A 25,043-nucleotide genomic window follows, 5' to 3' on the forward strand; every position below is an offset into this window, starting at 1 on the left:
CGCCACACCAAGCGTCTGATCGACAGCGCGGGCGAGCGGTCGCTGGAAGAGCAACTCGAAGAGGAGCTGGCCGCCGGCCGCCTCTGCGCCGCCACCGAGGATCACAAGGAAGGGCTGGCCGCGGCGGTCGAACGCCGCGAGCCCCGATTCGTGGGGCGCTGACGCCGATGGCGCTCGATTTCTCCCCGACCGACGAGCAGCGGATGCTGGTCGAGACGGTCCGCACCTTCATGGAGAAGGAGATCTTCCCCCATGAGCGCGAGACCGAGCGGCTGGGCGAGGTCCCGCTCGAGCTGGGCGAGCAGATCAAGAAGCGCTCGAAGGAATATGGCCTCTATGCCGCGAACATGCCGGCCGAGATCGGCGGCGGCGGGCTCGATTTCCTGTCGATCGCGATGATGGATCGAGAGATCGGCAAATCGACCTGGGGCCTTTGCGGCTGGATCGGGCGGCCTTCGCAGATCCTCAATGCCTGCGAGGGCGAGCAGCGCGAACGCTATCTGCTGCCGTCGATCCGGGGCGAGATCAAGGAAGGCTTCGGCCTGACCGAGCCCAATGCCGGTTCCGATGCCATGGGCATCCAGACCCGGGCGGTGCGCGACGGCGACGACTGGATCATCAATGGCAGCAAGCATTTCATCAGCGCGGTGCGGAAGCCCGATTTCATCATCCTGTTCGTCGTGACGGGGATGGACGAGACGCCGAAAGGCCCGCGCAAGCGCATCACCTGTTTCCTGGTCGATGTCGGCACGCCCGGCTTCGAGATCACGCGCGGGCCCCGTCCCGTCAGCCATCGCACCTATCACAATTACCAGCTGAGCTTCAGCGATGTGCGGGTGCATCGGCGCCAGATCATGGGCGAGGAGGGCAAGGGGTTCGACCTGGCCGGCTCCTGGCTCGCCAACACGCGCCTGCTCGTGGCTTCCAATTGCTGCGGCAAGGCCGAACGCGCGCTCCAGATCGCGACCCAATGGGCCGCCACGCGCAAGCAGTTCGGCCAGACCATCGGCAAGTTCCAGGGTGTCTCCTTCAAGCTCGCCGACATGGCGACCGAGCTCGCGGCTGGCGACATGCTGACCCTCCATATCGCCTGGAAATACATGAACGGCACCATGACGAACGGCGATGCCGCCATGGCCAAGATATTCTGCTCGGAGATGGCGCAACGCGTGACCGATCACGCGATCCAGATCCTGGGCGGCATGGGCCTGATGGACGAGCTGCCGCTCGAGATGCTGTGGCGCGACACCCGCATCGAGCGGATATGGGACGGAACCAACGAGATCCAGCGGCACATCCTCTCTCGCGAGCTGCTGCGGCCGCACGAGGCTTGAGCCTCCGGCGACCGCCACCAACCGACCAGCAAGGACCTATTCTCCCCATGTTCCAAACCGATCTCCTCAAGGACAAGCGCATCCTCATCACCGGCGGCGGCACCGGCCTCGGCTATTCGATGGGGCAGCGCTATCTGGAGCTGGGCGCGGAACTGGTGATCTGCGGCCGGCGCACCGAGGTGCTCGCCGAAGCCAAGGCCAAGCTCGAGGCCGAGACCGGCGGCAAGGTCGAGACCCATGGTTGCGATATCCGGGATTCGGCGGCGGTCGAGCAGATGCTGGATGCGATCTGGGCGGTGCGAGCGCCCGACGTGCTGGTCAACAACGCCGCCGGCAATTTCATCGCCCGCAGCGAGGAGCTGTCGCCGCGCGCCGTCGATGCGGTGCTGGGGATCGTGCTCCATGGCAGTGCCTATGCGACGCTGGGCTGTGGCCGGCGCTGGCTCGCCGCGGGTCACAAGGCCACGGTGCTCAGCATCATCACCACCTATGCCTGGACCGGGTCGGCCTATGTCGTGCCCTCGGCCATGGCCAAGGCGGGAGTCATGGCGCTGACTCGCAGCCTGGCGGTGGAGTGGGGCGGGCGGGGCATCCGGCTCAATGCGATCGCCCCGGGGCCGTTCCCGACCCCGGGCGCCTGGGAGCGGCTGGTCCCCCGGGCCGACATGGCCGAGGGCTTCGGCACGAAAAATCCTTTGGGCCGGGTTGGAAATCACAGGGAACTTGCGGACCTCGCAAGCTTTCTTGTCTCTGACGGATCGGGCTATATAAATGGCGAGGTCGTTACCATTGATGGCGGCGAATGGCTGATGGGCGCAGGGCAGTTCAACTTCCTGAGCGCACTCACAGATCAGGATTGGCAAGCGCTGAAGCCGAATAAAAAGAGCTAAACGCTTATCAATATTAGATTAATTTGGCTTTCCCGAGGCCCACGGGCTGGCCGATGACTGATAGACTGCCGCTGCACCGCGAGGGATCGACCCGCGGTTGCGACAGCGGACAGAGGAGGGCCATGTTTCAACGCATTTCCTTGGCGGTCGCACTCACGGGGGCACTGCTGCTCGGCGCTTGCGCGAAGCAGTACGAAGATCCGCCCGCGCGCCAGACCAGCCTGATCCATCCCCCGCCCGTGGTTGTCGCAGAGCCGTCGCCGCCGGAACCGGTACCCATGCCGGCGCCCGCATTCCCGATTCCGTTGCAGAAACCCGGTTCCGAGGTCGATCTGGCCTCCACCACCACGACAACGGACATGACAGCCACCCCGACCCCGGAGACAGCAACCCCATCGGGGACGCCGGATGCGACGCCCGACGGCGGCACGACCGTGGCGCCCGAGGCTGCCGACCAGACCTCGTCGGCCACGGCCGCCCCCCTGATCGACCGGGACGATCCCAAGCGCCTGGTGGGGCTGAACGAGGCCCAGACTATCGGTCTGCTGGGCGATCCCTTCATCGCCGAGGAGCGGCCGCCGGCACGGATCTGGACCTTCTCGGAGGCCGGCTGCCGGCTGCAGGTCTTCTTCTATCCCGATCTGAGCGACCAGCATTTCGAGGCGCTCACGGTGGCGTTCTCCGGTATCGACGATACCGACATGGCACGCCGGGCTTGTTTTGAGGCTTTATTGGAGAAACACGGTGCCTGAAGGAAGCGATTTGAAACTTCGAGGCCGCGTTGCGGTCGTGGATGACGATGCGATGTTCCGCGAATCCCTGGGTCTGAATCTGGGGGAGAGCGGGTTCGAGGTGATGGAGTTCAATGGCGGCCGGCCGTTCCTGGATTGGCTGGGTGCCGGCAACGGCGTCGACGCCATCCTGCTCGATTGGCGGATGCCGGGCATGGATGGCCTGGCCGTCCTCCGCTCGCTTCGCGAGCGCGGCGTCCGGGTGCCGGTGATCTTCCTCACCGCCCTCAGCGACGACATCTACGAGGAAGCGGCATTGCGGTTCGGCGCGGTCGATTTCATCGAGAAATCGCGCAGCCTCGCGATCATCCTGCAGCGCCTGCGCCTGATCACCGATGGCGCCAAGCCCAACGCCACCGGGACTGCGGCACCCGGCGCCGGCCCCACGCTCAAGCGCGGCAAGCTCGAGCTCAAGACCGACATCGCACGTGCCTTCTACGACAGCAAGCCTGTCGACCTCACCGTGACCGAGTTCAATATTGTCTGCGCGCTCGCGGCGGCGATCGATGCGGATGTCTCCTATCGGCAGATCTACGATCTCGCCCGGGGCGCCGATTTCGTCGCCGGGCAAGGCGAGGAAGGCTATCGGGTCAATGTCCGTTCTTTCATCAAGCGCATCCGGCAGAAGTTCCGAACCGTCTATCCCGAGTTCAACGGGATCGCGAACTACCCCGGATTCGGGTATCGCTGGGTCGATCCCGAATAGGGAGACCTCGGTGGCGACGACCGCTCTGCCCCCCTTACGGGCTCATTCGCTGGTCCGTCGCGTCGTGCTGTTGGCCGGCGCTTTCATCGCCGTGCCGCTGGTGCTCTACATCACCCTGCGCGACGTCTATAGCGAGCGCCAGCTGCTGCTGCTGGAAGGTGTGCGCGAGCAGGGACGGCTGGTGGCCACGGCGCTCACGCCGCTGCTCCAGGCAGAGGACGTCTCGGCGCTCCCCAAGATCGCCGGCGAGCTGGACCGCTTCGGCGGCCCCGAGACGCGGCTCAAGGTGCTTTTCCGGAAGAGCGGCGATGCCGGCGCCTCGAGCTTCTATTTCGTGGCCGCAGCGCCCGCGGTCGATACCAACCAGCTCGACGACGAGCGCCAGACCCTGTTGAAGCAGGGGATCCTCGAGAAGGTCGCCGCCACCTGCAACGACCGCGTGGCCCTGGCGGATCGCTATCACGCGCCGGACGGAAGCGAGGAGCTGCTGACCTCGATCACGCCGGTGCTGTCACCGACGGGCTGCTGGGCGATCGTCATGTCCCATCCGATCGAGAGCATCATCGGCTCGCAGCTCGGGAGGCCCTACTGGGCGCGGCCCGAAGTCCAGATCGCGGGCGCGATCTATATCCTGCTGGCGGCGCTGACCTTCGGCGTCTTCCTCAGCATCCGGCGCAGCGTGGTGCGATTCCGCGATCTGGCGCAGGAGATCCGAGTCGACGGCAAGGACGGCGCCACCTTCGCCGAGCGCAACGAGGTCGCCGAGCTTGGCGGCGTGGCGCGCGAGTTCGATCGCATGATCGGCCGGCTGCGGGCTTCCGCGCGCCATCTGCGACAGGCGGCGCAGGACAATGCCCACGCCTTCAAGACCCCGATCGCGATCATGCGCCAGGCGATCGAGCCGCTGCGCCGGCTGGCGACGACGGGCGACGATCGGGCCAACCGCGCGCTGCAGATTCTGGAATCCTCCGTCGATCGGCTGGACTCGCTGGTGGCGGCGTCGCGGCGCATGGACGAGACCATGGCCGAGCTGGTCGATCCGCCCCGCGAGCGCGTGCATCTCTCGGCCCTGGTCGGGCGCATCGCGGCCGGCTATCGGCCGCTGATCGAAGGCCGCCGCATCGCGCTCTATGCCGATATCGAGGCCGGCCTGACGGCGCAGGGCGGCGAAGAGCTGATCGAGACAATTGTCGAAAATATTCTCGATAATGCGGTGGGCTTTTCGCCCGAAGGTGGACGAATCGATCTGGCTCTCAAGCGCAACGGGTCGCGCGTGATCCTGAAGGTCTCGGATCAGGGCCCCGGTGTGCCCGAAGGCGACCTCGAACGCATCTTCGAGCGGCAATATTCGCAGCGTCCCACCGAGGGCGCGGGGGCCGACGATCATCGCTGGCATTCCGGTCTGGGATTATGGATCGTTCGCCGCAATGTGGAGGCGATGGGCGGCGATGTTAAGGCTTTGAATGCCCCCAAAGGAGGCCTAATTCTCTCGGTATCTCTGCCAGTTGCGCGATAAACTTAGCGCGATGGGAGATTAACCACTTACCACAACAATGCCTCATCGGGCCCGCGGGCGATTCGGTTACCTTGTCCCTCGCATGATGAGTTTGATCCCCACACAAGTCGCAGCGGCGACCCGGTCTCGCAAGTCGATCACGACGCGCGATACCTTCATCGATGAACCCCTGAGCGAGGCTCGCGCCAGCTTCAGCGCGGAACTCGATTGGACGCTGCGCCGTATCGGCGCGGTGCGTCTGCGCGTGACGGTCGCCTGCCTGACCATGCCCCGCGACGGGAAGCATGGGCAGCGCCTGGCGGAGGTCATCGCGGCGATGGTGGCCCGCCATTCGGCGCTGGCCGGTGTGGATACGGACGGCGCCGTTCTGGCGGCGAGTTTCGGGCCGCGCCGCTTCGGCGCCGCGGGCGACATGGAAGAGGCACAGCGTCTCATCGGCTGGTTCCAAGAAGCGGTCGCCGAGGTCGCGCCCGCCCTGGAAGGTCGTGCGATGATTTCGGTCGCTCATCTCTGGAGCGACGAATGGGTCGGCCTCGCGCCCTATACGCGGCGCGTGATGTTCGCAGCACCGCTGCCGCTGGCAGGGCTGGCCGAAGCGGTCTGATCCGCTCTCAAGAGTTCTGAGCCGAAGATTGGGCCCCGTTTCAGCCGGGGCCCTTTCTATTTCGGGAGGGTGCTTATTCGGGCCGCAGGCCGCGCAGCGTGAGGTCGCCCTCGGCCAGCGCCGACTTCACCGACGCCAGGCCCAGCTCCAATTCCTCGAAGCGCTCGCGCACGCGCCGGATCTCGGCGATCTCGAGCTCGCCCGGCAGGGTCTCGGTGTTGTTGCCGAGGTCGATCAGCTTGGCGAGATAGCGGCCGCGCAGGCGGGCCACCAGGCGCGCCAGCTTCTCGACCTCGCCCGGAGCGACGTCGATCACGGCATTGAGGGCTTCCTTGCGCGCCAGCTTGCGCTCCTGGGCGCCGAGCTGCGAGAGGAACTGGCGCACGGTGGGCGCCGTTTCGACGGCGGGGGCGGGCAGGCCCGATTTCGTGTCGGCGGGCTTGGGCGCGGCGCTGCGGGCGAAGACCGGCTCACGCGGGCCGTCAGCGGCGGCTTCGGCGCGAGCGCGGCGATCGGCGCGGGTTAAAATCGCAAGGCTCATGGGTGGCCTCCTTCCTGGTGGGCGCAAGATCGGCCGGCTGGGCAGATTCGTCCCATCTCCGGCCAGGGCTGCCCACACTCTTGCAAACCATAAGCCAGGCCGGTGCAACGGCAGATCAAGACGTTAGCGCCAGGCGGCGCAGGCAGAGGGTAAAGATTGCCGGGTCGTTTCGGCCGGACCGGTCAAGGTCATCGAGTGGAGCGACGCTTGGATCGGGCATATCGGCATGACGGCGAGCCGAGAAGACCGGCTCCCGATCGTCAGGCGGCCGGCGATACCAAACAGTTACCGCACCTGAAGCGGCATGGAAATCGTCACTCGAAGAACGACGTTGTCGCGACCGGCGAGGAGGCTGAGGGGTGGGGGAGAAAACGGAGCGCTGGCTTGGATTGCATTGGCGAGAGCCTCGTCGAGAATCCCGTACTGTGTGCTTATCATAAGTTGCATGTCCACCAATCGTCCCAGACGATCGATAGTAACTCGGAAGACAGCGGTGCCTTTGAAACCGAACATCTCGGCCGTTGGCGGGTAGTAGCTGTGAGTAACAATTTTCTCGAGAATCGCATTGAAGTACTTATCGCCGCTCCCTTCATCGAGCTGCAGATCCAAACTGTTCGTTGACGTCGCAGCTTGCGATTGTGTGGGTGGTGTGATGACGGTCTTTCGAACGTCCGGGACCGGTGGTTTCCTTGGTGGTACGGGCGCCGGAATCATGGCCTGTTGTGTGTCGCGTGGCGCGGATGGGGGTGGCACGGGAACAGCCTGTGGCGACGGCTCGTCTGGCAAAGTCGGGGCTGCGGTGGCTGCAGGTGCCTCCGGCAGCGGTGGCGTCGGCGCTATCTCAGGTGGTGGTGGCGCTGCTTCCGTAGCATGAGCTGGTGCGCCTCCAAGTGGTTTATCCGGCTGGTCGCCTCCCGAGGAGGCCAGCGGCCTCTGTTCCGGAGGTGCCGGTGGCGCCTTTGGTTCCGGTGGCTTCTCGACAGGCTTCGGTTCGGGCGGCGGTGGTGTCGGTTTGGGTTGTTCGGTGACAATCTCCACCGGGACCGGCGCTTCATCGCGCGTCTTCTCGCGCTGAAACCCATCGTCGATCGTGGTGACGACACCGATATGGAGCAGGATCGCGGCGAGTATCGCCACGGCCCATCGCCACCGCATGTCGCGGTCGGGCAGGGGTGGCGACAGGGGAATGCGTTCCTCGTGATAGGAACGCGCAGCGCGCTCGAGCGAGAGGCTCGGCGCGGCGCTGTCCATTATCGCGAGATGATCGGTCATGCCCGCCCGTCAGATTCGCTCAAGGGCCTGTCGGCCTGCTGTCCGGAGCGGACCGATCGCCGGCGCTCACGCATGTAGATGTAGGCGAGGTTCCGCGGATGGCCAGGAATGAGCGCGGACCTTTCCAATTTGCTAGGGTCGCCCGCCCGATGACAGGCGTCGCGCTGGGCCAATCACGCCGGCTCACAGGTCCGAGCCCAGGCTTCTGAAACGCCCCGAAAGCTTCCTGGGTTTCCGCGGCAATGGCCCCTGACCTTGCCGGGCGTTGATTCCGAAACGAACAAGGGGTTGAGAACACTGCCTCAACCCCTTGTTTTAAATGGCTCCCCGGGCCGGATTCGAACCAGCGACCAAGCGGTTAACAGCCGCTTGCTCTACCACTGAGCTACCGGGGATCAGAGGCGGCCGGGGTTATAGCAAAAGCCCCCCCGGGCTGCAAAGTTTCTTTCCGGGCCGTGACAGGGGGCTAAAGCATTTGCCGGACGCGGATTTTTGCCGCGAGGCCCCGGCTTGGAAACGCTCGCTTCCGGCCCCGATTCGGGGGTCCCGATCCGGCTCAGGCGAGGGGCTTGTCGTAGACCCGGTAGGTCTTGTAGACCCGCCCGCCGACCTTCTCGATGATCTTCCGCATCGGGATGTTGTCCTCGAGGATCCAGGAGAGCTCCGCCCGATTGGCGCGGATCTGCTTGGTGCCCTGCCGCAGCTCCTCGAGCACCCGCAGGATAATTCCCGATCCCAGCATGGTCCGGTGAAAGGGCTTGCGCAGGCCGAACAGCAGGACGCGGCCGGTCCGGAGCTTCGACACCTTGAGCCGCCAAAGCAGCTTGGCCCAACCGAACGGGAAGAGGCGCCCGTCCAGCCCGGCGATCGCCTCATAGATGTTGGGGAGCGAGACGATCATGCTGGCCGGCTCGCCATTCACCGACGCGATGATCACCACATTCGGCTCGACCACCGCCTTCATGGTCTTGGCCGCATGCGCGATCTCGGCCTCGGTCAGCGGCACATAGCCCCAATTGTCGGACCAGGCGTCGTTGAAGATGTCGAGGATGATGCGCAGGTCGCGGTCGAAATTCTTCATGTCGACCTTGCGGACCGTGACCGCGGCGGGATCCATGCCCGCGCGCCGCAGGATCGCCTCATGCGTGATCGGGTTGTTCTTGTCGACGTCGTAGTCGTAGGCGATCAGGTCCTTGACCTTGGCGTAGCCTGCCGCTTCGACGAGTGCGCGGGCGAAGGGCGGGCTGTAGGGCATCATCATCATCGGCGGCGCGTCGAAGCCGTCGATCAGAAGCCCGACCTCCTCGTTGGTCGAGAAGCTGAGGGGGCCCATGGCGCGCTTCATGCCCTTGGCCTTGAGCCAGCCTTCGGCTGTGGCCAGCAATTGGCGAAACAGCGCCGGGTCGTTCACCGCATCGAGGAAGCCGAAATGGCCGGTGGCGTCCTTGTAATGCTCCAGATACAGGCGATCGATCTGGGCGCTGATGCGGCCAACCACCTCGCCGCCGCGCCGGGCGAGGAAGAGCCGGGCCTCGGCATGCTCGAAATAGGGGTTCTTGCCGGGCGTCAGCGCTTCGCGCCGCTCGAAGCGCAAGGGCTGCACGAAACCCGGATGGCCCTGGCTGTAGAGGCGGCTGGGCAGGCCGATGAAAGCGTCGAGGTCGCGCCGGTTGGAGACCGGGCTGATCTCGATGGCGTCGGAACGGCCGCTCCCGCGGTCAGCGGCTGCAGACATGGAGGATCGCTTCAGTTCTCGCTGGAAGCCACTCGGAAGCGGCGGGGATTGCCGTCGCCGCGCGTGCCATGGGACAGCGCCGCGACCCAGGGATAGCGCAGGGCTTCTTCCTCGGTATAGCCGAGATTGAAGACCGTCGCGCTCTTCTGCCGCTCGCGCGGGGCGCCGTAATAGGTGCCGAGCAGCTTGTCCCAGGCATAGTTCGTGATGCCGTAATTGCCCTGCTCGTTATAGAAGTGGTGCTGGAGATGCAGCCGCTTGATGCGCTGCAGGAACTTCGATTTCGGAGCGAAGTTCAGATGCTGCACGCAGTGGCAGAATTCGTAGAAGATCGTGGTGACGAGGCCGGTGGCGAAGGCGGCCGCGGCACCGGCGGGCCCGGCGATCAGGTAGCCGACCGGAAGGGTGATCGCGGCGATGGTGGGCAGTGTCGTGTAGAGCGCGCCGAACAGGACGCGCAGATTGTGCGGGTCCTGATGATGATCGAAATGGATGCGCTTCCAGCCCGCGGCGGTGAGGCGGTTCTTATAGAGATAGCGCCCATGCAGCACGAAACGGTGCAGCAGATACCACACCAGCGGATAGACGAGGATCGACGCCGCCACGGCCGGGATCAGGGGCAGCGGCGATCCCATCCAGCGCAGGACCAGCGCGATGGAGACGACCGAAAGCGCGATATAGGTCAGCACCGGCGGATAGGTGAAGAAGGCCCTCACCAGCTCCGGCAGCGTCATCCGGTCGAGATTATGGGTGCGATTCCAAAGGCTCATAGCCGCCTAAATCCTTGTCCGCCAATAATCTAGAGGGGGTGCCCCGCCGCGGCAACCCCTGGCCCCGGGATCGTCACCGCGAGGCCGCCGATTGCGACCTTCGGCCGCGTCCCGGTTGAGGGATAGAGCGCCGGTGAACGCTCAATATCCCTCGATTTTGATCAGGGCCGTGAGGCCGATCGCCGCAAACAGGATCACGGAGCTCCAGGCGGCCAGCATCGGCGGCAGCATCCCCGACTCGCCCAGCGACTGGAGGATGCCGTCGGCGATGAAATAGAGGAATCCCATCCCGACGCCGACCATGAATCCCAGCCCCGCGCCGCTCTGCCGGCGCAGCGACTGCGCCACCGGTGCCGCCAGCAGCAGCATGATCAGCGTCATGATCGGCAAGGCGAGGCGCTTGTTGAACCAGGTCTCGTAATAATAAACCGGCCGGCTGCCGACATTTTCGTTGGCGGCGAAGCTGTGCAGCTCGCGCAGGCTCAGGCTCGCGGGTGTCACCGCCAGGTCGGAGAAATGCTGCGGGCTGAGATTGGTCTCCCAGCGCCATTGATCCTGCCGGACGATCTCGGTGGTGCCGGTCTCGCCAATCAAGGTGCGTTCGACCTGGTAGAGATCCCAGCCGCCATTGTGGAACACGGCCCGGCCGGCGACGATGCGCTGCTCGAACTGGCTCGCGGAGTTGCGCTCGAAGATGGTGACGCCACTGAGGCTCTGGCCGCGGTCCAGCACCACCACGACCCGTGCCAGCGTGAAGCCGTCACGCGCCCAGACGGCGGTGGGGGTGTCCTTGTCGTTATCGGCGCTGAAATCGACCGCCTCGGCGTTCCAGTCCTCCATCGCGCGGGCGGCCACCGGCGCGATCTGGTCGGCGACGACGAAATGGAGGCCGGCGATCAGGAAGGCCGCCGGCAGGAAACAGGCGAGGATGCGCCAATAGGAAAGCCCGGCCGCCTTCATCGCCATGACTTCGGCCGACTGCGCCAGGCGCGACAGCACCAGAAGGGCTGCGATCAGCACGGAGAAGGGAAACAGGAAGGCCGCGAGATCGGGCAGCCGCAGCCAGACATAATGCAGGATGCTGCCGAGGCTGAGGCCATGGCGCGCGAACAGCTTGCTGGTGTTGTTCAGCAGATCGAGCAGCTGCAGCAAGGCGGTGAAGCCGAACAGCATCAGTGCGAACTGCATCAGCAGCATGCGCGACACATAGCCGACGAGCGTGCGCATCAGGCCGGGGCCTTCTTCCGGCGGCCGATGTGACGAAGGCTGTCGAAGATGCTCTCGATCCGGGCGAGAACGGTCTCGACGAAATTATGGCCCGGCGACACGTTCGCTTCCCAGAAGGCCCAGCTGCTGAACCCGGCATAGACGAAGAAGGGCAGCCAGAGGCTGAGCCAGGGCGACAGCCGTCCGTTGGCGGACACGTCATGGCCGAACTGCAGCAGGTAATAGAAGATCACGATCAGCACGATGCCGACCGCGATTCCGGTTCCTCGTCGCGTTCGTCGGGTGGAGGAGCCGAGCGGGAAGGCCAGCAGCGGCAGGAAAAGATAGGTCGCTATCCGCACCAGCCGTTCATGCAGCTCGGCATGGACCGCGTAATACATCGGATCGGTCTTGGGCAGCGTCCAGACATTGTGCCAGAGCTCCGGCAGCGTCTGCTCGCGCTCGGAGGCGCCCCGTATTCGATAGGGCTCCGGCGCCAGCGCGATGTCGAGCGGCAGCTCGAATTTGGCGAAGGTCAGGGCGTTGATCTTCTTGTTGGGCCCGTCGGTTTCGATGCGGGCACCCTGTTCCAGCTTGAGCATCAGCTGGTCGTCGGTCTGGGAGCGGACCACATAGCCGGTTTGGGCGGTGGTGGTGACCGAGCCGCCGTTGTTCTTGTCCTCATAGACGAAGATGCCGGTCAGCCGTCGGCCGCCCTCGGAAATATCGTCGACCAGGATGGTCGAATTGCCGAAGCCGCTGAAGAAGGCGCCTTTCTCCAGCGCCGAGTACCAGGCGGTTTCGGTGACGAGGTAGATGAGGGCGCGATAGCCGTAGCGCGTATAGGGCTGCAGGAATCCGACGATGATGGTGCCGAAGATGACGAGCAACACCGCGAACATCATCAGGGGCGCGATCATGCGATGGAGCGGCACACCGCTCGCATGCATCGCATCGAGCTCGCTTTCGCTGCTGAGGCGGGAGACCGCCAACAGCACGCCGATGAAGAAGGCCGCCGGCAGGGCGATCCCCAGATAATGTGGAATCAGGTTGGCCAGCATGCGCAGGATCAGCGACAGCGGGCCGCCCTTGTTCACCACCAGATCCAGCAACCGGACCGTCTGCTCCATCAGCAAGGCGATCAGCGCGATGCTGACCGTGGCGATCAGGGGCCACAGCGTCTTTGCCAGGATGTAGCGGTCGAGCAGTTTCATCGATGATCTTGCAGGTGGGGCGCCATGCGCGATGCCGGTTCTGAGGTCGGCATCGGGGGCCAGGCGCTCTTCAAAGGGTCATGCCGTCGGTGAAGCGGCTCGGAAGGCAAGTTGGTCGATCCGCCATTGTCGCTCCATAGGCCCACCCCCGAGTCTGGCGATGGGCAGCACCGTCCGATCGTTTCGTTCTCGCTCCCCCCGGGGCGACGAACAGCGGAAATCTCTCGATTCTCCAATGCTGTAGGGGCAGATTCGGCCACAGCCTCCGCCCCGGCGGCGGCACAGCATAGGCGGCTCCGGCGATCGGTTAAAGTCGGGAGATGGCGGGCGGCAAAGGGGCCTGGGCGCGTCAGGCCGGCTGGCTGGCGAGGCGGAAGCGGCCGGTGGTCTCCAGGCTGCCGCCTTTTTGCGGCAGGGCCCGCGTCTCGATCTCGAGGTCCCATCCCGAGCCGGCGCGCGTCACGCGATAGAGGTGGTAACCGCCGGCGGGCTTGCCGCCGTGAGGCATCGCCGAGGCAGAAGGCACGCCCAGCACCGGGATGCGCCGACGGGGGCCGGCGAGGTGATCCAGATGGGCGCGATGGGTATGTCCATGCAGCACCAGCTCAGCGCCCTTTTGCGCCAGCACATCGCGGAAGGCCGCGGCGTCGAGCAGCGCCTTCCGGTCGTGGGTCGCCCGAGCCTGCGGGGGATGATGAATGAGAACCACGCGAAACAGCCCCTCGGCCTCGAGGGCCGGCAGCATAGCCGCCAGCCGGGCCAGCTGCTCGCCGCCCACATGGCCGGCGGCGCTGTTATAGGGCATCGGCTCCGCGGAGGAGAGGCCGATCAGGGCGAGGGGGCCGCGCCGGCGCAGATAAGGAAAACGCTCCGTGTCCCCGGCCCGCACGTCGCCCGTCATATAGGCGTCCCAGAGTGCCAGATGCTTCGACCAGGGCAGCTCGATATAGCGGTCATGGTTGCCGGGAATGACGCTGACGCGGTCCGGCGGACCGATCCGCTGCAGCCAAGCGGCGGCGTTCTCGAACTCGCGGGGCAGGGAGATGTTGGTGATGTCGCCGGTGATGGCGACGTGATCGGGGTGGCTTTGCGCCAGATCGGCGGCGACGCGATCGAGCACGTCCTGTCGGTGGACGAAGCGCCGGCGCAGCTGCCACGACAGGAAACCGAGAACGCGCTTGGAGAGCAGCGCGTTCGGCGCCGGCAGCGGCCAACCGGAAAGATGCGGATCGGACAGATGCGCCAGGGTGAACATGCGACCCTTCTGTCCCGGAACGGGAATCAGGTCAAGCCGGGCAGGGCCGTAGGGGCGCGATGAGTCGGCTATCAGCCGGCGGCGCGAAGATCGGCCGTGCCGATGACGCCGAACTCACGACCGATCGAAGCCGTGACCGCGACCACCTTCTCGAGCTGAGCGCGGGTATGAGCGGCGCAGACGCTGCAGCGCAGGAGGGCGGTGCCCTGCGGCGTCGCCGGCGGCAGCGCCAGGTTCACATAGATGCCCTGGTCGAGCAGCGCGCGCCAGAAACCGACCGCGAGGTCGGGGCTCGGCAGCTTGATCGCCACGACCGGGCCCATCTGCGGGCCCAGCGCGAAGCCGTGCCGGGCGAAGCCGTTATAGAGCGTCGCGACATTGTCCCAAAGCTGGGTGCGCAGTTCCGGCCGCTTGCGCAGCTGGCGCAGCGCCTCGGTCGCCGAAGCAATCACGGACGGCGGCAGCGAGGCGGTGAACATGTAGGGCCGGCAGACGATGCGCAGCAGATCGAATTGTGGATGATCGGACACGCAGAAGCCGCCGACCGCACCGAGACTCTTGCTGAAGGTGCCGACGATGAAATCCATGTCGGCTTCGACGCCCTGTTCCTCGGCGAGCCCGCGGCCCGTCGGACCCAACACGCCCATCGAGTGGGCCTCGTCCAGTACCATCCAGGCGCCATGCTTGCGCTTGACCTCGGCCATCTCCTTGAGCGGGGCCTGGTCGCCCAGCATGCTGTAGATGCCCTCGGTCACGACGACCTTGTTGCCGGGCTCGTCGGCCAGGCGGCGCAGGCGCTTGTCGAGATCCTCGGCGTCGTTGTGCTTGAAACGCACGACCGTGGCTGTGCCCAGACGGCAGGCGTCATAGATCGAGGCGTGGCTGTCGGCATCGATCAGCAGGAAATCCTGCGGGCCCGCGAGGGTCGAGATGATGCCGAGATTGGCCTGGTAGCCGGTGGTGAACACCATGCAATGCCGGCGGCCATAGAAATCGGCCAGCTCGGTCTCAAGGTCGCGATGCGGAGCGTAGGAGCCATTGGCGATCCGCGACCCGGTGGTGCCGGTGCCGTAAGCGTCCAGCGCCTGGTGGGCTGCCTCGACGCAAGCCGGATCGAATGTCAGGCCGAGATAATTATTGGTGCCGACGAGGATGGTCGGGCGGTTGCCGATGAGGGCCTCGGTCGCCGACAGCATCCGGTCCATGCGGACGCCGAAGGGGTCGTCGACCCTGGCTTTGACGTCGGTGTGCGCTTGCTCGGTGCTGGCGAAACGATCGAATAGACCCATTTCGGGGATCTCCGTCGGCGGCTTAAGGGCGACGGATGGCCTCGGCGAGGTCGCCGACGGTCCGGATCTCCGCCACCAGATTGAGCGGGATCGTGACGTCGAACTTCTCCTCCAGCTCCATCATGAGATCCATGACGGCGAGGGAATCGAGCTTCAGGTCCTGGGAGATGTCGGTTTCCCGGGTAATGACATTTTCCGCCTTACGGAACGGCTCCAGCAGGTTAACCACCTGCTCGAACACCGCCACGTCTTCGCGTTCCATCAAGCCCATGGCTCTGCGCCTCTTAATGCTGTGTCCGCTCTATGGCGGATTAACGTAGGAAAGCCCCAATCGCGCCGGGACCGTGCCCCAATTCGGTTAATATGTCTCGCCGACAGGCATGATTCTGTGAAATAACAAATTGTTGCGCATTGTTACAGCCAGCCTTCCTGCCGGTACCAGCGCACGGTGTCCGCGAAGCCCGGACCGATCGCCCATCTGGGTTCCCATTCCGTTCCAAGAGCTGCCGGCGGACGGTCATGGCAGCGCCAGTCCGGATGCATCATCTCGGCGAGCTTATGGGGCACCAGCATCTGCGGACGCCCGCTCCAGGCGGCCTTTAGCGCGTTGACCCGGGCGGCAGCGGCCAGCACGGGCCGGGGGATGGCGAGGGCCCGGGGATGCGTCCCCAGGGCCTGGGCGGCCGCGGTGACGATCTCATCCCAGCCATGCCCTTCGGGGGCACCATCGTCCAATTCCCAGCTCCGGCCTCGGGCGGCGTCCAGCCCCGCGGCGGCTGCGGCGAATCGACCGACATCCTCCACATGGATCAAAGAGAGCCTCTGGACAGGCCCGGCCGGGCGGGGAGCCAGCCCCTTCTTGATCGATTTGAAGAACGGCAGAAGCTCCCGGTCGCCCGGCCCATAGACGGCGGTCGGGCGCAGGATGGTCCAGGGCATGGCGCCGGCCGCCGCCTTGAGCGCGTCCTCCGCGGCGCGCTTGCTGGTGCAATAGGGCGACAGCGCCGGCTCGCGGGCGGCAAGCGACGACATCAGGATGAAATGCGGTGGCGCCGGTTGCCGTGCGGCGATCCCAGCAAGGCGGCCGGTCGGCTCGGCATTGCCGCGCATGAAGCCCTCGCGGTCATGCGCCTTCACCACGCCCGCGATATGCAGGACCGCATCGGCCCCGGCCACCAGCTGGCCCAGCGCGATATCGTCCGCGAGATCGCCGATCACGACCTCGGGCGCCTGGTTTGGCAGGACCAGGCGCGGCGGCTGGCGCCGGATCAGCAGACGCAACCGCCAACCCAGCCGATCCAGCGCAGAGACCACGGCGCCGCCGACAAAGCCGCTGGCCCCGGTGACGGCGGCGAGCCGGCCCGTCGGCGGCTCGGTCAGCGGGGCTGAGCGGCGCCGGCACCGCCCTCCTGATAATGGCCGGTGAGATAGGCGGCCTTGGCGCGCGCCCGCGCGATCTTGCCCGACGAGGTGTGGGGAATGTCGCGCGGTCCGACGAGCGCGATCCGGGCCTCGATGCCGTGGGCCCGTTGCAGCAAGCTCTGCGCGCCCTGCCGCAGGGTTTCGCGTTCGGCGGGGTCGGTTTGCCGCGACACCACCAGCATCACCACCTGTTCCTGGCCCTCGGGCCCTTCGATCGAGAAGGCGCAGGCATCGTTGCGCTTGAGATCGAGGCTCTCCTCGACGCTCCATTCCAGATCCTGCGGCCAGATGTTCCGGCCGGCGATGATGATGAGATCCTTGGCGCGGCCGGTGATGACGAGCGCACCCTCGAGGCTGTAGCCGAGATCGCCGGTATCGAGCCAGCCATCGGCGGAGAGCACGCGCTCCGTTTCCTCGGGCTGGCCGTAATAGCCGGCCATCAGGCTCGGGCCCTTGACGAAGAGGCGGCCGATCATGCGGTCGGGCAGGACCTCGCCGTCTTCGCCGCGAATCTCGGCGACATGGCCGGTCAGCGGCCGGCCGCAGAGCACGAAGCGCCGGGTCTCGTCGGAACGCGGATCGGCGGGAACGGCGCGGCCCTCTTCTGCCAGGCGGCCGCGATCGACCGCGTCGGTCAGCATGCCCTGGTCGCGCGGCGAGAAGCTGATCGCCAGCACGGCCTCGGCCATGCCGTAGCTCGGCAGGAAGGCCTTGGGATCGAAGCGGCAGCTGGCGAAGGCGACACCGAAACGCTCCAGCACATGCGGCTGGATCATGTCGCCGCCGATGCCGGCGATCCGCCAGCAGGAGAGATCGAGATCGGGCGTGGCGAGCCGGCCTTCGCTGACGCGCCGGCTGCAGAGGTCGTAGCCGAAGGTGGGGCTGTAGGAGAGGGTGGCCCGGTTCTGCGAGATCAAGGTCGGCCACATCAGCGGACGGCGGGCGAAGTCGCGCGTTGCCAGGTAATCGACGGTCACTTGCGACAACAACGGGGACAGCATGAAGCCGACCAGGCCCATATCGTGATACAGCGGCAGCCAGGAGACGGCGCGGTCGCCTTGAACGAGCCCGAGCCCGTCGATCGCGATCGCATGGGCGTTGGCCATCAGCGCCCGCTGCGGCACGTCGATGCCCTTGGGAAAGCGCGTGCTGCCCGACGAGAACTGCAGATAGCAGGATTCATCGGGCGCGAAGGGACGGAGTTCCGCGTCGCCGCCCGGCAAGGCCAGGAACTCGGCGGCACTGCCGACGATCTTGGCGCTGGTGCCGGCGGCGGCTTCCTTCAGATAGTCGAGCAGCTCCGCGGGCGCCATCGCTGCCGCCGCACCGCAGCTCTGGATCTGCCGGCGCAAGGTCGCGATGTAGCTATCGCGGCCGCCCAGGCCTGTCGGCAGGGCGACCGGCACCGGCAGAAGCCCGGCATATTGGCAGGCGGCGAACAGCACCATGAAATCGGGCATCGTATCGGCGATGAGCACCATGCGCGCGCCGCGCGCCAAGCCTGACCGGATCAGGCCTTGGGCGGCGGCAATCGCGCGCTCGCGCAGCTCGCGATAGGTCAGGACCGCGGTCAGCTCGCCGCGCGCCGAATAGAAATTGAAGCCGGTATCCCCACGCGCGGCATAGTCCAGGCCTTCGGTGAAGGTGCCGAACGGACCGGGATGAAACGGCAGATCGTGGTTGATGCTGGGGGTGGGTTGCATCTCTGAGGGAAAAGCGATGGGGCGCGCCGATGGCTCGAGGTCGGTCCGGATGACGGTCAGCGACCGGGGCGCGGGCGCTGGCTCTTAGCAAATCGGCCGGGTCGGAACAAGGTCGGCCGCCTGGGGCCTTGGCCTTGAGTCCCGCAGGGTCCAGCTTGACGGGCAGAGGCCGCGCGCGCAAGAAAGCGCCGCCCGTTGGGATTTTTTGAGTCCCGAACGGCCGGGGAAGGGCGGGGAATGATCTCGGTTGGCTTGGTCGGCTATGGCCATTGGGGGCCGAACCTGCTGCGCAATCTGGCGGCCCACCCGGCCTTCCGTGTTGTCGCCGCGGCGGACCATCGCGCCGACAGACGCGCCGCCACGCGCCAAGCCGCGCCGGGGATCGCGCTTTACGACGACGGCGTGGCCTTGATCGACGATCACCGGGGGCTGGATGCGGTCGCGATCGCCAGTCCGGTCTCTACCCATTACGAACTGGCCCGGCGAGCGCTCGAACGTGGTCTCCATGTGCTGGTCGAAAAGCCGCTCTGCACCCGCTCGGAGGAAGGCCGGGATCTGGTCGCGATCGCTGCCAGACAGAAACGCGTCCTCATGGTCGATCACACCCTGCTCTTCACCGGTGCTGGTCGCGCGATCCGCGCGCTGCAGCAAGGCGAGCGGTTAGGTCGCGTGACCTACTACGATTCGCAGCGCCTCAATCTGGGTCTGTTCCAGCCGGACGTGAACGTGCTGTGGGATCTGGGCCCGCATGATCTCGCGCTGCTGGCCGACTTCAGGGACGAGACGCCGGTCCAGGTCGAGGTCAGCGGGCAGTGCCATGTCAATCCCGGCATTCCCGACATCGTCCATGCTTCGCTGCATTTCGCCTCCGGTTGGATGGCGCATTTTCATTGGAGCTGGATGTCGCCCGAGAAAGTGCGCCGCACGGTCATCGGCGGCAGCGACCGCATGCTGGTCTGGGACGAGCTCGCCGCCGATGGCGCTCTCAAGCTCTATGATCGCGGCATCGACAAGGCGGCCAAGCCGGGCGGGCGCACGATTCTGCCGGGATACCGGACCGGCGGATGGGAAACGCCGGCGATGGAATCCGGCGAGGCTCTGCAGCGCCTCGTCGGTCATTTCGCCGAGGTGATCGAAGGACACGCCGTCTCCATCGCGGATGGCCCCCGCGGCGTTCGCGTCCTGCAGTTTCTGGAACAGATCCAGGCGGCGCTCGATCGGAATGAGGCCGCGCGGGGCGGCGGCGCCTCTTGAGAAGTTTCTTCTATTATATTGAAATATCGTAATATTTATGCGATTTCTTCTCTTCTGCAAGAAGATGAGGAAGGAACGCGCGACAGCGACACGATTCCGATAGATCGCGCAGCGCCGTCGCCATGGTGCCGACATCCCATGACCGGGTTCCTATCGGAATCAGGCGACAAAATCACAAGCTCTACCCACACGGCCATGCAGCGGTCACAATTTCATGGTGGCCTGCGCAGCAGAGGGCGCTTCGCGGTCGCGAGTGACCCCGTTCACCACGAGGGGATCATGAATTTCGTTCGTTGCCTTGCACTCGGCCTCGCGCTCGCGCTGCCGGTGTTGTCCGCATGGGCTCAAGACATGCCGGTCGCGACCCAGGCGGCCGACCGCTATCAGTCGGACATCCAGCAGCGCTTCAAGAGCGGATCGGATCCCGACAAGGCCGATGCGCTGCGGATCGCGGGCGAGACGGCCGAGCAGGCGGGGCAGACCAGCGTCGCCATCTCCAATTACGAGCAGGCGGTGGCCTTCGGCGGCGCCGACTATGAGATCTGGCATTCGCTGGCCAAGCTGAACCGCGATCAGCAATCCTTCGACCAGGCGGTGGGCGCCGGCTGGCTGGCCTATCAGTCGGCGGATTCCCCTGAGGACCGCGCCGCGGCTCTCGACATCACGGCGAGCGCCCTGCGCTCGCTCGATCAGCCCGAGGAGGCGTTGGCGGCCTACCAGCTCGCCCTCGACCAAACCCCCGACGATTCCAACCTCAAGGACCGCATCGCCGAGCTCACCGACCTGATCGGCCTCAAGCTCGACACCGTCGATGTCGAGCGCACCGGCGACAGCCCGAGCATCTGCCTGCGCTTCACCGGCAACCTGCTCGATCCCAAGCAGGTGCATTACAAGGACTATGTGACGGTGACCCCGGCCTTCGAGCCGAGCTTCATCGCCTCCGGCAACCAGCTTTGCATCAATGGCGGCGCCTACGGCACCGACTATGACGTCGCGCTCAAGACCGGCTTCCCCTCGGCCGAGCGCAAGACCCTGATGCAGGGCCAGACCGTTTCCATCCCGGCCGGCGTGCGCGACCCCTCGCTGGGCTTCGACAGCAACACCTATGTGCTGCCCCGCACCGGCGGGCAGGGCGTGCCGCTGGTCAGCGTCAATTACGAGAGCGCCAAGCTCGAGCTCCTGCGGATCAACGACCGCAACCTGATCCGGCAGATCACGGACGGACGCTTCCTGCGGGTCCTCGACGGCTATGACCGCAACGACATCGCCAACAATCTGGGCGAGACGGTGTGGAAGGGCGTGGTGGAGATCGAATCCAAGCCCAACCAGCGGGTGGTGACGGCCGTTCCGATCGACCAGATCCTGCCCTCGACCCAGCCCGGCGTTTACCTGCTCATGGCGGCACCGCCCGAGCAGACCACGGCCGACGACTGGGCCCAGCAGGCGACCCAGTGGCTCATCGTCACCGATATAGGCATGACCTCGATGAGCGGGGCGGACGGGCTCAATCTGTTCGTCCGCTCGCTCCAGGACGGCGAGGCGCAGCGCAAGGTCGAGGTCAATCTGATCGCGCGCAACAACGATATCCTGGCCTCCACCGAAACCGATCGTGACGGGCTGGCCCATTTCGATTCCGGCCTGTTGCGCGGCGAGGGCGGCCGCGAGGCCGTGGCCGTCGTGGCCTCGCGCAAGGATGGCGATTTCGCCTTCCTCGACCTGACGCAGGCCGCGTTCGACCTGAGCGATCGCGGCGTCGGCGGACGCCTGCCGCCGGGCCCGAGCGACCTGTTCCTTTATTTCGACCGCGGCGTCTATCGGCCGAGCGAAACCGTGCATCTGACGGGTCTGCTGCGCGACGAGGCCGGGAAGGCGATGACGGGCCTGCCGCTGACATTGAAGTTGCTGCGTCCCGATGGCAGCGAGGCTGAGACTATCTCGCTGAAGGATGGCGGCGCTGGCAGCTATCAGCGCGACATCCCGGTCTCGGGCACGGCACGCACCGGCGTCTGGACGGTCGAGGCCTATCTCGATCCGGCTGGCCGGCCGATCGCGAGCGCGACTTATCTGGTGGAAGAGGTCGTGCCGGCCCGCATCGAGGCCACGCTCACCGCCGACCAGCCGGCCTACATCCCCGGGGCCGAGACCACGCCCAACCTCGATCTGACAGTGAAATATCTCTATGGCGCCATGGGCGCCGGGCTGCCGGTGAAGGGCGAAGCCGTGGTGGGCAAGGCCACGGATCCCTTCCCGGGCTATCCGGGATTCCATTTCGACCTGGCGGACGAGGCGATCGATCCGGTCCGCACGGAGCTGGCCGGCGGCGTGACCGACGAGAATGGCGAGGCGCAGATCCCGCTCTATCTCGACAACATCCCCGATACGGCCCAGCCGCTGTCGGCGACGGTGCGCGTCGAGGTCGCCGATGTCGGCGGTCGCTCGATCTCCGAGGTGCTGGAGCTGCCGATCCGCAACCGGCCGCTGGCGTTGGGCATCAAGCCGCTCTTCTCCGACGACACTGTCGATCGTGGCGCCAATGCGTCCTTCGAGGCGATCGCGGTGGGCGATGACGGCAGCCGAAAGGCGCTCGACAAGGTCAACTATCGCCTCGTGCAGGAGGACTGGGACTATCAGTGGTTCCTGCGCAACGGCTATTGGGATTACCAGGCGGTGGTGCGCGACATTCCGGGCACGACCGGCGAAATCTCGATTGCCGCCGACGCGCCGGGCAAGATCCAGCTCCCGGTCGATTACGGTCAGTATCGCCTTGAGCTTTATGACCCCGAGAGCGGCGCTGCGGCGAGCTATCGCTTCACGGCCGGCTGGTGGGCCCGCGCCGGGTCCGGCGAGACTCCGGATACGCTGCAGGTCACGGCCGACAAGCCGACCTACGCGCCGGGCGATCAGGCAGAGCTCTTCGTGCGTCCGCCCTTCGCGGGCCAGGTGCTGCTCGCGGTCGCGACCGATCGCATCATCGCGACGCGCGTCGTCGATGCCACGCCCGATGGCGTGTCGGTCAAGTTCGACGTCGACGCCAATTGGGGAGCCGGCGCCTATGTGTTGGCGACCGCCTTCCGGCCCGGATCTTCGGAGCAGACCCGCGGGCCCGGTCGTGCCATCGGCGTGGCCTGGCTCGGAATCGATCCGGAGATTCATCGCCTGGGCGTGACGCTGACGGTGCCCGAGGTGATCAAGCCGCGCCAGAAGATCGATGTGCCGGTCGCGGTCGCGGGCCTCGGCGGATCGGGCGATGCCTATGTGACCTTGGCCGCGGTCGATGAGGGGGTGCTGGAACTCACCGACTTCAAGACGCCGGATCCGGTGGATTATTTCTTCGGCAAGCGTCGTCTCGGCGTCGATATCCGCGATCTCTATGGCCGCCTGATCAATGCCGCCAACGCCAATCGCGGCGTGATCCGCAGCGGCGGCGACGCGGCGATGAGCCGGCGCGCCGCCCCTCCGGGCACGACGCTGGTGGCGCTGTTCTCAGGGCCCGTCAAGCTCGACGCCGACGGCAAGGCCACCATCTCGCTCGACGTGCCGGACTATAACGGCCGCCTGCGCCTGATGGCCGTGGCCTGGAACGGCGACAAGGTCGGCGCCGTCGAGACGCCGCTCGTGGTGCGCGATCCGCTGGTGGCGCTGATCGCCACCCCGCGGTTCCTGGCACCGGGCGACCGGTCGACCTTGACCGTGAGCCTGCAGAACATGGAGGCCCCGGCCGGGACCTATCATGTCGCCATCACCAGCGACGATGTCTTCCAGCTGGGCGAGGGCGCCACGAGCGATCACGATCTGGCGCAAGGGACGGCGGCTGTCCTGACGATCCCGCTCCTCGGCCATACGGTCGGGACCGGTCATATCACGGTCGCGATCGAAGGGCCGGAAGGCTTCAAGCTCGATCGGCAGATTGTGCTCGGCGTCCGCCCGGCACAATTGCCGGAGGTGCAACGGGTCGCACATCAGTTGGCGCCCGGTGACAGCTTCGAGCTGGGGCCGGATCTGGTGTCGTCCTATCTGCCAGGCACCGGCGAGGTGCTGACCAGCCTCGGCGGCCGTCCGGATTTCGATCTGGCGGGCGTGCTGCGCGGGCTCGATCGCTATCCCTATGGCTGCATCGAGCAGACCGTCAGCCGCGCGCTGCCGCTGCTTTATGCGGCCGATCTGGAGCGCGATCTCGGCCTCGTGGAAAACGATGACGGGCTGAAGCGCCGGGTTCAGGGGGCGATCGGACGCGTGCTCGAGATGCAGCGCTGGGACGGCAGCTTCGCGCTCTGGGACTCCTATGGCACCACGGAGCCCTGGCTTTCCTCCTATGCGATGGACTTCCTGACGCGCGCGCGTGCGAAGGGTTATGTCGTGCCCGACTTCGCCTACAAGGAAGGGCTCGATTGGCTGCGTTATCACGCGGCCGATCACCAGAACGACAGCCCCTCTGCCCTGTCGTCGCGCTCCTATGCCATCTATGTGCTGGCGAGCGCCAACGCGGCCGATCCAGGCCTGGTGCGCTACATGTTCGACCGCAACAAGAAGAAGCTGCCGAGCAAGCTCGCGGTGATGCAGCTGGGGGCGGCCCTCGCTCTCATCGGCGACAACAACCGCGCCGCCGACGCCGCCAAGATCGCGCTCGATACGCGCCATCGCTGGAGCGGGGACGATAACGACTATTATGAATCCGATCTCCGCGACACGGCGGTGTTGCTGGCGCTGTCGACGGAAGCGAAAGTGCCGGGCGTGGATCCCAGCCCGCTGATCGACGAGCTCTCGTCGGCCATCGGGGCCGATCCCTGGCTCAGCACACAGGAGCAGGGCTGGATCGTTCTCGCCGGCGCGGCTTTGGGAAGCAGCCCGCGGATCGCCGTGGCCGTCGGCGATGGCCAGGCGCAAGACCGCACGGAGCCGCTCTATCTGCGCCCGAAGCCGGAGCAGATCGCGTCGGGCCTGCAGATCGCCAATCGCGGCGAGGGCCCGATCTGGGCCAACACCACGGTCTTCGGCGTGCCGAGCCAGCCGCGGGGTCCGGTGAGGAACCAGGGCTTCACCATCGAGCGGAAATACTACACGCTCGCCGGCGAGGCCACGGACCTGAGTCATGTCGCGCAGAACGACGTGATCGTCACGGTCGTGACCATCCAGGATGGCGGGTCACGCGGCAGCCAGGCGCTTCTGATCGACCTGCTGCCGGCCGGTTTCGAGCTGGAGAATGTCCGCCTGGCCAATGCCCGCCAGACGGATCAGTTCGCCTGGATGCCGGAGCTGTCGGACGCGCTCTACACCGAATATCTCGACGACCGCTTCATCACCGGCTTCGAGAGCTATCCCGGCTATGAATACAGCTTCGCCTATATGATCCGCGCCGTGACGCCGGGGCATTATCGCGTGCCGGCGGCCTCGGTCGAGGATATGTACCGGCCGACCCGCATCGGTCGCGGCTCGATGGGTCAGGCCGAGATCGAGGCGGCAGGAACGCCCTGAGGGGGCAAAGGGACGGCATCATGCGCCTGCGCATGGGAGGCAAGACCGCGAGGACCGGGCGCGGCGCCC

General features: G+C 66.1%; 19 protein-coding genes and 1 tRNA gene. 8 read left to right on the forward strand and 12 right to left on the reverse strand.

The annotated features are described in order from the left end of the window. The first annotated feature begins 167 nt into the window (after positions 1-167). The 6 genes from ACREE8_RS15185 (at position 168) to ACREE8_RS15210 (ending at position 5,841) form a co-directional block, all read left to right on the forward strand. Positions 168-1,334: an acyl-CoA dehydrogenase family protein gene (locus ACREE8_RS15185; RefSeq protein WP_431573853.1), complete on the forward strand. Its 1,167-nt coding sequence runs from the start codon at positions 168-170 to the stop codon at positions 1,332-1,334. A gap of 47 nt (positions 1,335-1,381) precedes the next feature. Beyond that, positions 1,382-2,224, forward strand: coding sequence for an SDR family oxidoreductase (locus ACREE8_RS15190; protein ID WP_431573854.1), 843 nt, complete (start codon positions 1,382-1,384; stop codon positions 2,222-2,224). Positions 2,225-2,346: 122 nt separating this feature from the next. Next, complete coding sequence (locus ACREE8_RS15195) at positions 2,347-2,976, forward strand: hypothetical protein (RefSeq protein ID WP_431573855.1); 630 nt, start codon at positions 2,347-2,349, stop codon at positions 2,974-2,976. Positions 2,977-2,986: 10 nt separating this feature from the next. Further along, a complete protein-coding gene (locus tag ACREE8_RS15200; RefSeq protein ID WP_431573856.1) occupies positions 2,987-3,721 on the forward strand; it encodes a response regulator transcription factor in 735 nt (244 codons plus the stop codon). A 10-nt stretch (positions 3,722-3,731) separates the two neighbouring features. Further along, the gene (locus ACREE8_RS15205) at positions 3,732-5,237 is read left to right on the forward strand and encodes a sensor histidine kinase (RefSeq protein ID WP_431573857.1); all 1,506 of its coding nucleotides are present in this window, start codon (positions 3,732-3,734) and stop codon (positions 5,235-5,237) included. Positions 5,238-5,319: 82 nt separating this feature from the next. Then, on the forward strand, positions 5,320-5,841 hold the full coding sequence (locus tag ACREE8_RS15210; protein WP_431573858.1) for a hypothetical protein: 522 nt from the start codon (positions 5,320-5,322) through the stop codon (positions 5,839-5,841). 73 nt (positions 5,842-5,914) lie between these two features. Here the strand turns inward: ACREE8_RS15210 and ACREE8_RS15215 are convergent, their stop codons facing one another. From ACREE8_RS15215 to ACREE8_RS15270, 12 genes are all read right to left on the reverse strand, one after another. Next, entirely contained in the window at positions 5,915-6,382 is a 468-nt protein-coding gene (locus ACREE8_RS15215; RefSeq protein ID WP_431573859.1) for a hypothetical protein, read from the reverse strand. A 285-nt stretch (positions 6,383-6,667) separates the two neighbouring features. After that, the gene (locus tag ACREE8_RS15220) at positions 6,668-7,654 is read right to left on the reverse strand and encodes a TonB family protein (protein ID WP_431573860.1); all 987 of its coding nucleotides are present in this window, start codon (positions 7,652-7,654) and stop codon (positions 6,668-6,670) included. Between the two features lie 320 nt (positions 7,655-7,974). Then, a tRNA-Asn gene (locus ACREE8_RS15225) sits at positions 7,975-8,049 on the reverse strand. 161 nt (positions 8,050-8,210) lie between these two features. Then, positions 8,211-9,389, reverse strand: coding sequence for a dATP pyrophosphohydrolase (locus ACREE8_RS15230; RefSeq protein WP_431573861.1), 1,179 nt, complete (start codon positions 9,387-9,389; stop codon positions 8,211-8,213). A gap of 11 nt (positions 9,390-9,400) precedes the next feature. After that, on the reverse strand, positions 9,401-10,159 hold the full coding sequence (locus ACREE8_RS15235) for a sterol desaturase family protein (RefSeq protein ID WP_431573862.1): 759 nt from the start codon (positions 10,157-10,159) through the stop codon (positions 9,401-9,403). Between the two features lie 141 nt (positions 10,160-10,300). After that, on the reverse strand, positions 10,301-11,386 hold the full coding sequence (lptG, locus tag ACREE8_RS15240; RefSeq protein ID WP_431573863.1) for an LPS export ABC transporter permease LptG: 1,086 nt from the start codon (positions 11,384-11,386) through the stop codon (positions 10,301-10,303). Further along, positions 11,386-12,579 (reverse strand): LPS export ABC transporter permease LptF, encoded by a 1,194-nt coding sequence (lptF, locus tag ACREE8_RS15245; RefSeq protein ID WP_431573864.1) that lies wholly within the window; start codon positions 12,577-12,579, stop codon positions 11,386-11,388. Before lptF ends, lptG begins: the two co-directional genes overlap by 1 nt. A 349-nt stretch (positions 12,580-12,928) precedes the next feature. Next, positions 12,929-13,834 carry a metallophosphoesterase family protein gene (locus ACREE8_RS15250; RefSeq protein WP_431573865.1) on the reverse strand — a complete coding sequence of 302 codons (906 nt, stop codon included), beginning with the start codon at positions 13,832-13,834 and terminating at the stop codon, positions 12,929-12,931. A 71-nt stretch (positions 13,835-13,905) separates the two neighbouring features. Then, entirely contained in the window at positions 13,906-15,123 is a 1,218-nt protein-coding gene (spt, locus tag ACREE8_RS15255) for a serine palmitoyltransferase (RefSeq protein ID WP_431573866.1), read from the reverse strand. A gap of 22 nt (positions 15,124-15,145) precedes the next feature. Beyond that, complete coding sequence (locus ACREE8_RS15260) at positions 15,146-15,385, reverse strand: acyl carrier protein (RefSeq protein WP_431573867.1); 240 nt, start codon at positions 15,383-15,385, stop codon at positions 15,146-15,148. A gap of 152 nt (positions 15,386-15,537) precedes the next feature. Continuing rightward, positions 15,538-16,503 carry an NAD-dependent epimerase/dehydratase family protein gene (locus ACREE8_RS15265; RefSeq protein ID WP_431573871.1) on the reverse strand — a complete coding sequence of 322 codons (966 nt, stop codon included), beginning with the start codon at positions 16,501-16,503 and terminating at the stop codon, positions 15,538-15,540. Continuing rightward, complete coding sequence (locus tag ACREE8_RS15270) at positions 16,500-18,248, reverse strand: fatty acyl-AMP ligase (RefSeq protein ID WP_431573868.1); 1,749 nt, start codon at positions 18,246-18,248, stop codon at positions 16,500-16,502. The genes ACREE8_RS15265 and ACREE8_RS15270 overlap by 4 nt, the downstream gene beginning before the upstream one ends. 237 nt (positions 18,249-18,485) lie before the next feature. Between ACREE8_RS15270 and ACREE8_RS15275 the strand changes: the two genes are divergently transcribed. Both ACREE8_RS15275 and ACREE8_RS15280 read left to right on the forward strand, forming a co-directional pair. Next, positions 18,486-19,502: a Gfo/Idh/MocA family protein gene (locus tag ACREE8_RS15275; protein ID WP_431573869.1), complete on the forward strand. Its 1,017-nt coding sequence runs from the start codon at positions 18,486-18,488 to the stop codon at positions 19,500-19,502. A 279-nt stretch (positions 19,503-19,781) separates the two neighbouring features. After that, the gene (locus ACREE8_RS15280) at positions 19,782-24,974 is read left to right on the forward strand and encodes an MG2 domain-containing protein (protein WP_431573870.1); all 5,193 of its coding nucleotides are present in this window, start codon (positions 19,782-19,784) and stop codon (positions 24,972-24,974) included. Positions 24,975-25,043 lie beyond the last annotated feature (69 nt).

The sequence above is a fragment of the Hypericibacter sp. genome (genome assembly GCF_050729195.1).
Taxonomy (GTDB): domain Bacteria; phylum Pseudomonadota; class Alphaproteobacteria; order Dongiales; family Dongiaceae; genus Hypericibacter.